Here is a 13,892-nt window from a genome sequence, read left to right as displayed (position 1 = left end):
TCTGATGGTCAGTACCGGAGAACGCCGGTCGGCACCGGTCAGTACCAGATGGTGTGCTTCCAGAGGATGCCCCGGGCCTTCGAGCCCGTGTCCAGGCCGTACGCGGGCCGGTCGGTGACGAAGTACTCACGGAAGCTGGACTGCGAGTTCTTGGACATCATGGTGTTGCTCTTCATCCAGCCCCCGTCGACCTGGGACCACAGGTCGACCAGCGCGGTGGCGACCCGGGCCTCGCAGGCGTCGCCCTGGTCGATGCCGCTGGTGGAGCGGTCATTGGCGAGGTTCATGGAGGCGCCGTTGCCCCAGTAGTAGGTGGTGTCGTTGAAGGTGTGGAACGACACCGCGTCGGCGAAGCCCTCGGTCCAGCCGCAGCTGGCGGAGGAGGAACGGTTGACGTAGTGGGGCGAGCAGTTGCTCACCTGCGGCCACCAGCCCCGGTAGAGCTTGCCCATGAGGGCGTGGCCCGCCTCGTGGACGGTGGTGTGCTCGGAGTCGGGGTCGTTGTCCGCGAGGTGGATCTTGTCCTCGTTGGTGGTCCAGTACGTGCCGTCGGTCGAGCCGGGGTACCACTGGACGGTGATCGGAGTGCAGCGGCCGTCCTGCTCACTGCTGGCCCAGCAGTTGGTCGTGGAGCCGCGGTTCCACCACAGCTTGTTGAGCGTGTCGAGGGCGTGCCAGGCGCGGCTCTGCCCCTCATTGGCGTAGACGTTCCCCAGGCTGGCGGTGCCGGAGATGTTGTTCAGCGCGTACGAAGAGGTCGCGTACTGGTTGCCGTTGTAGTCGACCACCGACCACATCCGGCCGGCCTGCGTGCGGAACTCCACCCACGCGACGGAGGTGGTGGAGGTGGTCGGCGTGTAGCAGAGGTTGAATCTGCCGTCGCCGTTGCCGGTCATCCCGGTGGCGAGCTTCCGCGTGGCGCCGTTGGCGGTCGGCTTGCCCCACAGGGTGACGTTGGCGTTGCTGACCGGTTCGTCGCGGTTGGCCTTGGCTTCCCAGTTGCCGCCCTCGGCGGACTGGAAGCGGTTGCGGAAGGTGCCGTTGACGCAGGTCCGGGCGTTGGCGGCCGGGGCCGAGGCGTCCGGGGCCTTGGCGGGGGCGGGGGTCTTGGGGGTGACCTTGCGCGGTGCGCGGGTGCCGGGACCGGGGCGCTCGACCTTGGTCGCGCGGCCCTTGGAGACCGAGACGCCCTTGTCGGTGGAGCCCTTGGCGGTGCCGACGGTGAGCTCCACCGAGTCGTGTCCGGCGCGGCGCGGGTCGGGGTGGTCGATGTCGCTGATGTCCGCCTGGATCTGGGCGGGTCCGGCGGCGACGGCCTTGACCTTGATCTCGACGGTGCGAGTGCCGGGGGCCAGGGAGAGTTTCTGGCTGGTGCGCTGGCCGAAGTCGTCCTTCTTGGGCGCGGTGAGGCCGTCGTCCTTGCCGGCTATTCGCAGCGCGGGCGGCAGTTGGACGGACAGGCCCGCGTTCTTGATGTCGGCCTGCGCCTTGACGTCCACGGTGAGGGTGGCCTGCTCGCCGACCGCCGGCAGGTGGTCGAGGGAGGCGGTGACGCCAAGGCAGCTGGGCGGCGCTTCGGAGTGCTTGTCCGCGGAGCGGATCGTGCACGTGCCGGCCTTCGCGGACGCGTCGGCCGGGGCGTCCGTACCGAACGCGGACGGTACGACGACAGCCGCCAGGCAGGCGCCGACGCCTGCCATCGCGATCAGCGGGACAGGCTTCAGCACCCGTCTTTTGAGAGCCCGTTTTCCGGACATGAGCAAACCTTTCTGCGGCGCACGCGGGCCGGACCCGGGCGACCGGGTCCGGTGCACGCGAGCACCGCCGTGGGGGAGTTGCGCACTGCCCTCCGGGGTGCTGACGCGTTCAGCCGGTGAGCGAATCACTGGCCAAAGCGGCACTCTCGGTGACAGCGGGCGAAACCATACACCATGGCCTGCGCATGTCATCGATCACGCGAAAAAGCGGCTGTTCGACGCCAACTGATGCGTTCACCAGCACTGTTGTGTTGTGTTGGGTTCTGCGGGCCCTGTCAGCTCGCGATTTAAGACTGCTTTAAGGCACGGCGAGGGTGGCTACGCACGGTGACCGATGATCGTGGCCTTGGCGGTTCGAGGCTTGTCGCGGTTTGCTCCTCGTCCGCCTGGCGTGGCCGGCGGGGGAACGGCCGTGCGCGAAGCCGGGCCGAGGGTTCCGGCGAAATGCGTCGCAACTCATGCAACTTGCGTGCCGCACAGCGCCGCCATGGCCGTGCGCAGCTCCTGGAGGGCGGCCGGGTCGGTGACGGTCCCCGTGGCCGGGTCGGTCTTCGGGCTGATGGCGATGAGGTTGCGGCAGGCGTCCGGGAGCACGTCGGCGGACATCATGCGCAGGGTCTCGCGCAGCTGCTCGTGCGCGTACGCCGCGCCGGTGGGCGAGGGCGATGCGGTCAGCACGGCGGTCGGTTTGCCCAGGAACTCGGCGCTGCTGACCAGCCAGTCGAGCGCGTTCTTGAGGACGCCCGGGACGCCGTGGGCGTACTCGGGGCTGACGACCAGGACGGCGTCCGCCTCCGCCACGGCGCGGCGCAGCGCGGCCACGGGGGCGGGCGGTGCGGAGTCCACGCCGTCCAGGTCGGGGTTGAAGTGGGGGAGCGCGCCGATGTCGGCGACGGTGGACACGGCGTCGGTGAGGGCGAGGGCGGAACGCAGGACGGCACCGTTGGAGGAGCGGGCGCGCAGGCTGCCGTTGAGGGCGAGGATCTTCATGCCGTGACGGTAGGGATTGACGTCGGGGTCAAGGGAAGGGCGGCGGTGGGCGAGGCCGGGGTGAGCGGGCCGTGGTGAGTGAGCCCGGGGCCCGAGGTCGCGGTGGCCGAGGCCGGGGATCCGAGGTCGCGGTGACTGAGGCCTGGATACCCGAGGTCGCGGTGACTGAGCCCGGGGCCCGAGGTCGTGGTGGCCGAAACCGTGGTGCCCGAGGTCGCGGAGAGCGGTAAAGGCACAGGTCAGGGCGATTGTCAGTGGTGGGTGGCATGCTGATTCCCGTGGTGACCGGCTGGACCGCGCGGGGGGCGGCCCAGTCCGGTTCCACCGCAGGCGAGCTGCGGTGACGGGTGTTTCTCAGGAGATTCACAGGTACGCGCAAGACGGCTCTCAGAGGGGGTGGTCAGCCTTTGCGGCATGACCGTGACAGCGTCCACATCCACCGCGAAGAAGCCTGCCGAGCTGCTGCGTCCCGACGGTAGCCCGGTACGGGTGCTGGTCGTCGACGACGAGGCGTCGCTCGCCGAACTGCTCTCCCTGGCGCTGCGCTACGAGGGCTGGGACATCCGTGCCGAGGGCAACGGTACGGCCGCGCTGCGGGCCGCGCGTGAGTGGCGTCCGGACGCGGTGCTGCTGGACGTGATGCTGCCGGACATGGACGGGCTGACCGTCCTGGGCCGGCTGCGCCACGAACTGCCGGAGGTGCCGGTGCTGTTCCTGACCGCGAAGGACGCGGTCGAGGACCGGATCGCCGGACTGACGGCGGGCGCCGACGACTACGTGACCAAGCCCTTCAGCCTGGAGGAGGTGGTGGCCCGGCTGCGCGGCCTGCTGCGCCGGGCGGGAGCGGCGGCGGGACGCGGGGAGTCGCTGCTCGCGGTGGGCGACCTGCTGCTGGACGAGGAGAGCCATGAGGTGTGGCGCGGCGGCGAGGAGATCCACCTGACGGCCACCGAGTTCGAGCTGCTGCGCTATCTGATGCGCAACCCACGGCGGGTGCTGAGCAAGTCGCAGATCCTGGACCGGGTGTGGAGCTACGACTTCGGCGGCCAGGCCAACGTCGTGGAGCTGTATATCTCGTATCTGCGCCGGAAGATCGACGCGGGCCGCAGCCCGATGATCCACACCCGCCGCGGCGCGGGCTATCTGATCAAGCCGGGCGGGTAGCGGGTGGCCGTGGCGGCGGGGAAGCGGCGCGGCTCCGGTGCGAAGGGCTCTGGTGAGCCGGGCCGCATCTCGCCGGGTTCTGGTGTGCCGGGCCGCACTTCGCTGGACTCTGGTGCGCCGGGGGGCACTTCGCCGGGTTCTGATGCGCCGGGGGGCACTTCGCCAGGCTCTGGTGTGCCGGGCCGCCTCTACCCGGGCTCCGGTTCGCCGGGTCGCACCCCGCTGCGGTCCGGTGCGCCAGGCCGCCTCTACCCGGGCTCCGATGCACCGGGCCGCACCCCGCCGGACCCCGATGCACCGAGCTCCGATGCACCGGGCCGCATCTCTCCGGGCCACATCTCTCCGAGCCTCACCCCGCCGGGCCCCACCCCATCAAGCACCCCCGCACCCACCGTCGGCACTCCCCGCGCCACCTCCACACTCTGTACGCCGTCAACGCCTTCTACGCCCTCCAAACCCCCCACCACCCACCGCCACCGCCGTCCCCGGCAGCTCCGGCTGCGGCCCCGGCGGTGGACGTTGCGTACGCGGCTGATCGTTTCGGCGGTGATGCTGATCGCGGTGGTCTGTGCGGTGATCGGTACGGTCACCACCATCGCCCTGCACTCCTACCTCCAGGACCAACTGGACGGCAAGCTCCTGGAGTCGGCCCAGCACACGGGCGGCCGGCAGGGGGGTTTCCTCGATCACCGGGACCTCGGGTTCATCGCCGGGCCCGGTCAGCCCATCGGCACCGTCGGCGCGCGCCTCTCCTCCGACGGTGAGATCGTCGCGGCGGCCCGCAGCATCGACGGGCGCAACCCGATGCCCGCGCAGAACGTGGTCACGCTGACGGACGAGCAGGTGGACGCGCTGGCCGAGGTACCGCATGACGGGCGCCCGCACACCGTCACCCTGCCCGGCCTCGGCGACTACCGGATCGCCTCGGCGCCGGACGACTCCGCGCTGGTCGGGCTGCCGTCCGGCGAGGTGCAGAACGTCGTCGGCAGGCTGATCGTCGTGGAGGTCTGCGTCACGGCCGCGGGCCTGGTGGCGGCCGGTCTCGCGGGCGCCGCCACGGTCCGGATAGCGCTGTGGCCGCTGCGCCGGGTCGCCGCTACGGCGACCCGGGTCTCCGAGCTGCCGCTGCACCGCGGTGAGGTGGCCCTGCACGAACGCGTCCCGGCCGCCGAGGCCGACCCCCGTACGGAGGTCGGCCAGGTCGGCGCGGCGCTCAACCGGATGCTGGGCCACGTCGGTTCGGCGCTCGCCGCCCGCCAGGAGAGCGAGACGCGGGTCCGCAGATTCGTCGCCGACGCCAGCCACGAGCTGCGCACGCCGCTGGCCTCGATACGCGGCTACGCCGAGCTGACCCGGCGCGGCCGCGAGGAGCCCGGCCCCGCCACCCGGCACGCCCTGGGCCGGATCGAATCCGAGGCGCAGCGGATGACCGGCCTGGTGGAGGACCTGCTGCTGCTCGCCCGGCTGGACGCCGGCCGGCCGCTGTCGTACGAGAGCACCGACCTCGCGCCGCTGGTCGTGGACGCCGTCAGCGACGCCCGCGCGGCCGGGCCCGGACACAAGTGGCGCCTGGAACTGCCCGACGACCCGGTGTGCGTACGCGCCGACGCCGACCGGCTGCATCAGGTCCTGGTCAACCTGCTGGCCAACGCCCGTACGCACACCCCCGAGGGGACCACGGTCGTCGCCCGCCTCCGGCGCGAGCCGCCGGTGTCCGGAGCGAACCGTTCCGTGCGGCTGGAGGTGCAGGACGACGGCCCCGGCGTACCCCCTGACCTGCTGCCGCACGTCTTCGAACGCTTCGCCCGCGGCGACGCCTCCCGCGCCCGCACGGGGGACGGGGCGGACGGGACCGCGGGCACAGGCGCGGGCGCGGATGGGAAAAGGGGGCGTACCGGCGGCAGCACGGGTCTCGGGCTGGCCATCGTGCAGGCCGTGGTCGCGGCGCACGGCGGTACGGCCCGGGTGGAGAGTGTGCCCGGACGGACGGTCTTCAGCGTCCGGCTGCCCGCCGACGGTCCGGCGCACGACACCGCACGCGCCCCTCGGCTTCACCGGGCGCCCTTGAAGCACACCCATTCACAGGCGGGTCACAGCGACACCACACAAGGGTGACAGCGCGCCCGGCGAGTGTCGGTGGCATGACGACGACACAGCCGGCCCAGACTCCTCTGGGCTCCCTGCCGCCTCGTGAGCATCTGCGCCCCGGGCAGACCACCACGGTGCTCGATGTCGTGATCCCTGTCTACAACGAGGAGTCCGACCTGGAGCCCTGCGTGTTGCGGCTCCACGACCACCTCACCCGCACCTTCCCGTACGGCTTCCGGATCACCATCGCGGACAACGCGAGCACGGACCGCACGCCCGAGATCTCCGCGGCACTGGACGAGAAGATCGACGAGGTGACGGCCGTACGCCTGGAGGAGAAGGGGCGCGGCCGGGCGCTGCGCACCGTGTGGTCCCTCTCCGACGCGCCGGTGCTCGCCTACATGGACGTCGACCTGTCCACCGACCTGAACGCGCTGCTGCCGCTGGTCGCGCCGCTGATCTCCGGCCACTCGGACCTGGCGATCGGCTCGCGGCTGGCGCGCAGCTCGCGGGTGGTGCGCGGGCCGAAGCGCGAGTTCATCTCCCGCTCGTACAACCTCATCCTGCGCGGCTCGCTGGCCGCCCGCTTCTCGGACGCGCAGTGCGGCTTCAAGGCGGTACGGGGCGATGTCGCCGCGCGGCTGCTGCCCATGGTCGAGGACAGCGGCTGGTTCTTCGACACCGAGATGCTGGTGCTCGCGGAACGTGCCGGGCTGCGCATCCACGAAGTGCCGGTGGACTGGGTGGACGACCCGCACAGCACCGTGCACATCCTGCGGACGGCCACCGAGGACCTGAAAGGCGTGTGGCGAGTGGGGCGCGCGCTGGCGACCGGGGCGCTGCCGCTGGACCGGCTCGCCCGGCCCTTCGGCGACGACCCGCGCGACCGCGACCTGAGCGGCGTACCGCGCGGGCTGGCGCGCCAGGTCATGGGCTTCTGCGTGGTCGGCGCCCTCAGCACGCTGCTCTACCTGGGGCTCTACTCGCTCTTCCGGCTCGGCGTCGGACCGCAGGCGGCCAACGCCGCCGCGCTGCTCCTCTCGGCGATCGGCAACACGGCGGCGAACCGGCGGCTGACCTTCGGCGTACGGGGCCGGGAACGAGCCGTACGCCACCAGGCCCAGGGCCTCGTCGTCTTCGGCATCGGCCTGGCCCTGACCAGCGGTTCGCTGGCCGCCCTGGACGCCGCGACCGGCGATCCCGCGCACGGCACCGAGATGGCGGTCCTGGTGGCCGCGAACCTCGCGGCGACGCTGCTGCGGTTCCTGCTCTTCCGGGCGTGGGTCTTCACGGACCGGGAGCGGGAGGGCAGGACGGCGGTACCGCACCGGGATCGCGCCGCCGCTCGCCCGAACCGCCCGGCCACCGCCCCGGATCGCCCGGCCGCCGTCCCGGATCGCCCGGCCAGCGCCCCGGCTCGCCCGGCCACCGCCCCGGATCGCCCGGCCACCGCCCCGAACCGCCGGGCCACCGCCCCGGATCGCCCCGCCGCGGCCCCGGACCGCCCCACCGCCGTACCGAACCGCCCCGGCAGGAGCGCTTGATGACCACGCACGACACTCGTCTTACCGAGTCGACGGAGCCGACCGAGTCGACCGAGCCGACGGAACCGGCCGCGTCGCCAGCCGCACAGTCGCCCCCAGCCACCCCCCACCGGCACCGCCCCGCCCTCCTGGCCCTCCTCCTGGTCACTGCCGCGCTCTACCTCTGGGACCTGGGCGCGTCCGGCTACGCGAACCAGTTCTATTCGGCGGCGGCCCAGGCGGGTTCCGAGAGCTGGAAGGCGTTCTTCTTCGGCTCGTCGGACGCGGCCAACTCCATCACCGTCGACAAGCCCCCGGCCGCCCTGTGGCCGATGGCCCTGTCCGTACGGCTCTTCGGGCTCAACGCGTGGGCGATCCTGTTGCCGGAGGCGCTGATGGGCGTCGCCACGGTCGGTGTGCTGTACGCGGCCGTACGGCGCCGTTTCGGCGCGGGCGCCGGGCTGCTGGCGGGGGCGCTGCTGGCACTGACGCCGGTCGCCGCGCTGATGTTCCGCTTCAACAACCCCGACGCGCTGCTGTGCCTGCTCATGGTCTGCGCCGTGTACTGCGTCCTGCGCGCGCTGGAGGACGCCCGTACGAAGTGGCTGCTGCTGGCGGGCGTCTGCTTCGGCCTCGCCTTCCTGACCAAGACGTTGCAGGCGTGGCTGATCCTGCCGCCGCTGGCGGTCGTTTACGCGGTCTGCGCGCCCACCACGCTGCGGCGCCGGATCGGCCAACTGCTGCTGGGCGGGCTGGCGATGGTGGTGTCCGGCGGCTGGTGGGTCGCGATCGTGGAACTGTGGCCGGCCGCCTCGCGCCCGTACATCGGAGGCTCGCAGCACAACAGCTTCCTGGAGCTGACATTCGGCTACAACGGCCTCGGCCGCATCAACGGCAACGAGACCGGCAGCGTAGGGGGCGGCCGTCCCGGTGGTGGTGGCGGTGGTGGTGGCGGGGGTTCCTGGGGCGACACCGGCATCACCCGGCTGTTCAGCTCCGAGATGGGCGGCCAGATCTCCTGGCTGCTGCCCGCTGCCTTCCTGCTGCTGGTCGCGGGGCTGGTGGTGCTGCGGCGGGCCCGCCGTACGGACGCCGCGCGCGCCGCGTTCCTGGTGTGGGGCGGGGCGCTGCTGATGACGTTCGCGACGTTCAGCTTCATGTCCGGGATCTTCCACGAGTACTACAACGTGGCCCTGGCTCCGTACATCGCGGCGCTGGTCGCCATGGGCGCGGCGCTGCTGTGGCGGCGGCGGTCCCGCACCGCCGCCGCGCTGCTGCTGGCGGGCACGGTCGCGGTGACGGCCGGGTGGGCGTATGTCCTGTTGGCCCGCTCGCCGCAGTGGCTGCCGTGGCTGCGCTGGACCGTGGTCGCGGTCGGCGCCGTCGCGGCGCTGGGGCTGCTGCTGTCCGTACGACTGGGCCGGCGGCTGTCCGTACGGCTGGGGCGCAGGCTGGCCGTGGTGGCCGCCGGGCTGGGCATCGCCGCCGGGCTGGGCGGCCCGGTCGCGTACGCCGCGAATACGGTCGGCACCCCGCACACCGGCTCGATCGTCACGGCGGGACCGGAGGTCAAGGGGGCCGGAGGCCGACGGCCCGGCATGATCATCATCGGTGGGCGCGGTCCCGGGCCGGGTGGCAAGGGCGGCAAGAGCACCGGGGGTGGTCCGGGCGGTCCTGGCCCCGGCCAGGGACCCGGCCGGGGCCAGGGCCTCGGACAGCGTGACGGCGCCCGCCACAACGGCCTGGGCGGCCTCCTCAACGGCCAGCAGGTCAGTGCCGAGGCCAAGGCCGCCCTGAAGGAGAACGCCGCCGACCACACCTGGGCCGCCGCCGCGATCGGTTCCCAGAACGCCGCCAGTTACCAGCTCGCCACCGGTCTCCCGGTCATGCCCGTCGGCGGATTCAACGGCAGCGACCCGTCACCGACCCTCGAACAGTTCAAGGAGTACGTACGCCAGGGGAAGATCCACTACTTCATCGGCGGCGGAATGGGCGGCGGTTTCTTCGGCGCGAACGGCCGGAACAGCAGCACCTCGTCCGACATCACGAGCTGGGTGGAGAAGTCCTTCAAGAAGGTCACCATCGGGAAGACGACGCTCTACGACCTGACGCGTCCCGTCTCATGAGGTGAAGACCTGAGGTGAAGGCCTGAGGTGAAGACCTGAGGTGAAGACCTGAGGTGAAGAACGGACCGTTCAGCTCCCTTTCGCCCCCCGCCGAAACAAACTGTACGGCGTATAACGCTCCCTGTACGGTGTATGCGTCCCGCTCTTCCGCTCGCATCACTCCGTACAGGGAGCCTGTATGTCCTCCGTGGCGCCCAACGCCACCGACCCCTTGCGCCCGGCCCGCAATCCCGCCCGCTGGGTCATCCTCGCCGTCATCTGCCTCGCGCAGCTGACCGTCCTGCTCGACAACACCGTCCTGAACGTCGCCGTGCCCTCCCTCACCGAGGAGATGGGCGCCACCACCGCCGACGTGCAGTGGATGCTCAACGCGTACTCCCTGGTCCAGTCCGGCCTGCTGCTCACCGCGGGCAACGCCGCCGACCGCTACGGCCGCAAGAAGATGCTCGCCCTCGGCCTGGTGCTGTTCGGCGTCGCCTCGCTCGCCGCCTCCCTCTCCCAGTCGCCCGGCCAGCTGATCGCGGCCCGCGCCGGGATGGGCATCGGCGGCGCGCTGCTGATGACGACCACGCTCGCCGTCGTGATGCAGATATTCGACGACGCCGAGCGCCCCAAGGCCATCGGCATCTGGAGCTCGGTCAACTCGCTCGGCTTCGCCGCCGGGCCGCTGATCGGCGGCTCGCTGCTGGCCCACTTCTGGTGGGGCGCGCTGTTCCTGATCAACATTCCGGTCGCGCTGATCGGCCTGGTCGCCGTACTGCGGCTGGTCCCCGAGTCGAAGAACCCCAGCGGCGACCGCCCCGACCTGGTCGGCGCGCTGCTCTCCATGATCGGCATGGTGGGCGTGGTCTTCGCGATCATCTCCGGGCCGGACAGCGGCTGGCTCTCCGGCCGGGTGCTGACCTCCGCCGCCGTCGGCATCGTGGGCCTGACCGTCTTCGCGCTCTGGGAACTGCGCGTGCCGAACCCGATGCTGGACATGCACTTCTTCCGCAACAGCCGGTTCATCGGCGCGGTCTCCGGCGGCATCCTGGTCGCCTTCGGCCTGGGCGGCTCGATGTTCCTGCTCACCCAGCACCTGCAACTGGTCCTCGGTTACGGCCCGTTGGAGGCCGGGCTGCGGATGGCGCCGCTGGCGCTGATGGTCGTCGTACTGAACTTCAGCGGCCTGAGCGCCCGGCTGATGCCCCGGCTGGGCACCCCCGGCATGATCGTTACGGGGATGACCCTGCTGGCCGCCGGTCTGACCGCCATCGCCACCCTGGGCAGCGACAGCTACGGCGGCATGCTGCTCGGCCTGCTGGTGATGGGCGTCGGCGTGGCCTTCGCGATGCCCGCCATGGCCAACGCGGTGATGTCCGCGATCCCGGTGGAGAAGGCCGGGGTGGGCGCGGGCGTGAACGGCACGCTGATGGAGTTCGGCCAGGGCCTGGGCGTCGCGGTCCTCGGCGCGGTGCTCAATTCCCGCTTCGCCGCGCTGCTCCCGGCGGTCGCGCTGGGCGCCGGTTCGCTGCCCGCCGCGCTGGCCCTGGCCCGTACGGACGCGGACCGGGCGGCCGTGCACGACGCGTTCGCCTCCGGTATCGGCACCAGCCAACTGGTGGGCGCGGCGGCGGTCTTCCTCGGCGGTCTGCTCGCGGCGTTCCTGCTGCGCCGCGCGGAGCGCGACCGGACGGCGCCGGACGACGGCGCGCCGCGTGCGGACGTGCCCGTGGACGGTACGGACCCGGCTCCGGCCCCCGCCCGGCCGGAATAGCATCGACCGCGTACCACTGCGTAACGAAAGGGAGGGCGCGAGATGGCCGCGACTTCGGGCCGCGCCGGGAAACAGCCGAAGAGCGTATGGCTGGCGGAGCGCCCCCCGGTGAAACGGAAGGCGGACCAGCCGGCCGGACTGGACCTCGACAAGATCGTCGCGGCCACGGTCCGGCTGCTGGACGCCGAGGGCCTGGCGAAGTTCTCCATGCGCCGCCTCGCCGCCGAGCTGGGCGTCACCGCCATGTCCGTCTACTGGTACGTCGACACCAAGGACGACCTGCTGGAACTGGCCATGGACGCGGCGGCCGGCGAGATCGACCTGCCCGACGAGTCCGACGAGGACGCCGACTGGCGCGACCAGCTGCGCCACCTCGCCACCGAATACCGCACCATGCTGCTCGCCCACCCCTGGGTACCGAGGTTGCTGGGGGAGTACATCAACTTCGGGCCGCACTCGATGGCCTTCTCCAACGCGACCCTGCGGGTGATGGCGCGCAGCGGCCTGTCGAAGGAGTCGACGTCCGGGGCGCTGGCGGCGGTCTTCCAGTTCGTCTACGGCTTCTGCACCATCCAGGGCCTGCACCGCGCCCGCTGCCGGGCCGAGGGCTCCACCCTGGACGAGTACTTCCAGCAGGTCGTGGGCGCCGTACGGGACCGCCCGGAGTTCGCCGAGACGATGGAGCTGTCCGTCAAGGCGGTGTACGCGCGAAAGGGGCTGACGGCCGAGCAGATGCTGGAGAACGACTTCGCCTTCGCCCTCGAACTCCAGATCGCGGGCATCGAGGCGATGCGGGAGCGGGAGCGCGCGCGGAACGGGGAGGCGACGGATCGGGACGGCGCCGGATAGGAGCCGGGGGGCCGCCGGCGGGAGGCCGTCAACGGAAAGACCGCTCGAACGGCGCTCGGAACGGCGGCCCGGAACGGCGGCCCGGAACGGCGGCCCGGAACGGCGCCCGCCGGGAGCGGAACGCGCCCCCTGCGCCCCCCCACGCGCCCCCTATCACCCCCCACGCCGTCGTGTGCGCCCCGCGCGTCCGGACGCGTGAAGCGGTCCCGCCGAACGTGGGGATCGGCCGTCCTGTCGGTTTTTATGACCGCCGCTGCGTGAACCTCTTTTCTGATCATTTCTCAGCGCAGCGTAAGGAGCTCCATATGCGCGTTCGTACTGCCATCAGCGCGGGTGTCCTGACCGTCGCCGCCGTCCTCGGCAGCGTCGGCACCGCCGCCGCCGACGCGGGGGCGGGTGCCAAGGTCGCCAACTCGCCGGGCATCCTGTCCGGCAACGCCATCCAGGTCCCGATCGACGTCGGCATCCCGATCTGTGGCAACACCATCGACGTCATCGGGCTGCTCAACCCCGCCACGGGCAACAAGTGCAAGACCAACTGACGGGTTGCCCTGCACGACGGTGCCCCGCCCCTTGCAGTGCAAAGGGCGGGGCACCGTCGCGTACGGCCCCGGTCGGGGGTCTGGGGCCGGGTCGTCAGGCCGTGGGCAGCGTCTCGCCCTGTACGGCCTGGATGTCCAGTTCCACGCGCAGCGTCGTGCCGATCGCGGCGATGCCGGCGGCGACGACCTGGTTGTAGTTCATCTTGAAGTCCTCGCGGCGCAGCTCCGCGGTGGCGTTGAAGGCCGCCCGCACGCCGCCCCACGGGTCCGGGCCCGTACCGAGGTAGCTCAGGTCCAGGTCCACCGGGCGGACCACACCGCGCAGCGACAGCTCGCCGTGCACGGTCCAGCGGTCCGGTCCGGCCGGCTCCAGGCCGGTGCTGCGGTAGGTCATCTCCGGGTACTGCTCGACGTCCAGGAAGTCCCCGGTGCGCAGGTGCCCGTCGCGCATCCCGTTGCCGGTGTCGATCGACGCCGTCTTTATGACCGCCTCGACCGACGACTTCTCCAGGTCCTCGGCGATCTCGATGCGTCCCGCGAAGTCCAGGAAGCGGCCGTGCACGCTGGTGATGCCCAGGTGCTGGGCGGTCGCCGCGACCGTCGAGTGCATCGGGTCGATGGTCCAGGCCCCGGGCGGCGGCAGCTCGGCGCCGCCCTGCCGCGCCAGCACCACGGTGCCGACGTCCATCCGGCCGCTCGCCGTCACGATCGCGCTGGAGGCCACCGGCGCGTAGCCGACCGCCGTCACGATCACCGTGTACGGGCCGGGGGCCAGCGGTTGCGCGTCCCGTACGACGCCGTCCTCGTCGGCCGCCGCACGCAGCACCTGGGTGCCGGTCATGTCGGTGACGGTCAGCACCGCGTGCTGCACCGCCCAGCCGTCCCGTGTACGGACCTGCGCGCGGACGCCCGCTCCCTTGGCCGGTCCCGCCGCTGCCGCGCCCGTCGAAGTCATTCCCACTCCCGTTCTCGCCTCTCACATGTCGGGCTCCGGGCGGCGGCACGCAGGCCGTCCCCTGCCTGTGCGCGTACCGCCGCCGGAGCCCTGGGGTCCGGTCCGCGGGCCTTTCCGCTCAGAAGGCCACCGCGGACCGGGG

The 13,892-nt window shown here is 71.9% G+C and carries 10 protein-coding genes; 7 read left to right on the top strand and 3 right to left on the bottom strand.

Annotation, left to right across the window (positions count from 1 at the left end; translation table 11 throughout):
- Window positions 1–38 precede the first annotated feature (38 nt).
- Together CP973_RS39605 and CP973_RS39600 are read right to left on the bottom strand one after the other, a co-directional pair.
- Window positions 39–1,727 carry a mycolysin gene (locus tag CP973_RS39605; protein ID WP_244410245.1) on the bottom strand — a complete coding sequence of 563 codons (1,689 nt, stop codon included), beginning with the start codon at window positions 1,725–1,727 and terminating at the stop codon, window positions 39–41.
- Between the two features lie 486 nt (window positions 1,728–2,213).
- Entirely contained in the window at window positions 2,214–2,747 is a 534-nt protein-coding gene (locus CP973_RS39600; protein WP_150249957.1) for an NADPH-dependent FMN reductase, read from the bottom strand.
- 414 nt (window positions 2,748–3,161) lie between these two features.
- On the opposite strand from CP973_RS39600, the gene CP973_RS39595 reads away from it, so the two are divergent.
- The 7 genes from CP973_RS39595 to CP973_RS39565 all read left to right on the top strand — a co-directional run bounded on the left by CP973_RS39595 (window position 3,162) and on the right by CP973_RS39565 (window position 12,795).
- Window positions 3,162–3,911: a response regulator transcription factor gene (locus CP973_RS39595; protein WP_280119057.1), complete on the top strand. Its 750-nt coding sequence runs from the start codon at window positions 3,162–3,164 to the stop codon at window positions 3,909–3,911.
- 549 nt (window positions 3,912–4,460) lie between these two features.
- Window positions 4,461–6,026: a sensor histidine kinase gene (locus CP973_RS39590; protein ID WP_244410331.1), complete on the top strand. Its 1,566-nt coding sequence runs from the start codon at window positions 4,461–4,463 to the stop codon at window positions 6,024–6,026.
- 26 nt (window positions 6,027–6,052) lie between these two features.
- On the top strand, window positions 6,053–7,543 hold the full coding sequence (locus CP973_RS39585) for a bifunctional glycosyltransferase family 2/GtrA family protein (RefSeq protein WP_244410244.1): 1,491 nt from the start codon (window positions 6,053–6,055) through the stop codon (window positions 7,541–7,543).
- Window positions 7,543–9,648: an ArnT family glycosyltransferase gene (locus tag CP973_RS39580; RefSeq protein WP_150249954.1), complete on the top strand. Its 2,106-nt coding sequence runs from the start codon at window positions 7,543–7,545 to the stop codon at window positions 9,646–9,648. The genes CP973_RS39585 and CP973_RS39580 overlap by 1 nt, the downstream gene beginning before the upstream one ends.
- Window positions 9,649–9,826: 178 nt before the next feature.
- On the top strand, window positions 9,827–11,404 hold the full coding sequence (locus CP973_RS39575) for an MFS transporter (protein WP_150249951.1): 1,578 nt from the start codon (window positions 9,827–9,829) through the stop codon (window positions 11,402–11,404).
- A 42-nt stretch (window positions 11,405–11,446) separates the two neighbouring features.
- The gene (locus CP973_RS39570) at window positions 11,447–12,253 is read left to right on the top strand and encodes a TetR/AcrR family transcriptional regulator (protein ID WP_150249948.1); all 807 of its coding nucleotides are present in this window, start codon (window positions 11,447–11,449) and stop codon (window positions 12,251–12,253) included.
- A 305-nt stretch (window positions 12,254–12,558) separates the two neighbouring features.
- Complete coding sequence (locus CP973_RS39565) at window positions 12,559–12,795, top strand: chaplin (protein WP_150249945.1); 237 nt, start codon at window positions 12,559–12,561, stop codon at window positions 12,793–12,795.
- Between the two features lie 94 nt (window positions 12,796–12,889).
- Here the strand turns inward: CP973_RS39565 and CP973_RS39560 are convergent, their stop codons facing one another.
- On the bottom strand, window positions 12,890–13,750 hold the full coding sequence (locus tag CP973_RS39560) for a YceI family protein (RefSeq protein ID WP_150249942.1): 861 nt from the start codon (window positions 13,748–13,750) through the stop codon (window positions 12,890–12,892).
- Window positions 13,751–13,892 lie beyond the last annotated feature (142 nt).

Origin of the sequence: Streptomyces albofaciens JCM 4342 (assembly GCF_008634025.1) — a bacterium.
Taxonomy (GTDB): Bacteria; Actinomycetota; Actinomycetes; order Streptomycetales; family Streptomycetaceae; genus Streptomyces; species Streptomyces albofaciens.
This window is presented reverse-complemented; position numbering and strand designations above follow the sequence as displayed.

Coding starts and splice junctions, on each gene's coding strand:
- CP973_RS39570 (WP_150249948.1), top strand. CDS start 11,447: ATGGCCGCGACTTCGGGCCGCGCCGGGAAACAGCCGAAGAGCGTATGG.
- CP973_RS39580 (WP_150249954.1), top strand. CDS start 7,543: ATGACCACGCACGACACTCGTCTTACCGAGTCGACGGAGCCGACCGAG.
- CP973_RS39595 (WP_280119057.1), top strand. CDS start 3,162: ATGACCGTGACAGCGTCCACATCCACCGCGAAGAAGCCTGCCGAGCTG.
- CP973_RS39575 (WP_150249951.1), top strand. CDS start 9,827: ATGTCCTCCGTGGCGCCCAACGCCACCGACCCCTTGCGCCCGGCCCGC.
- CP973_RS39565 (WP_150249945.1), top strand. CDS start 12,559: ATGCGCGTTCGTACTGCCATCAGCGCGGGTGTCCTGACCGTCGCCGCC.
- CP973_RS39585 (WP_244410244.1), top strand. CDS start 6,053: ATGACGACGACACAGCCGGCCCAGACTCCTCTGGGCTCCCTGCCGCCT.
- CP973_RS39600 (WP_150249957.1), bottom strand. CDS start 2,747: ATGAAGATCCTCGCCCTCAACGGCAGCCTGCGCGCCCGCTCCTCCAAC.
- CP973_RS39560 (WP_150249942.1), bottom strand. CDS start 13,750: ATGACTTCGACGGGCGCGGCAGCGGCGGGACCGGCCAAGGGAGCGGGC.
- CP973_RS39590 (WP_244410331.1), top strand. CDS start 4,461: ATGCTGATCGCGGTGGTCTGTGCGGTGATCGGTACGGTCACCACCATC.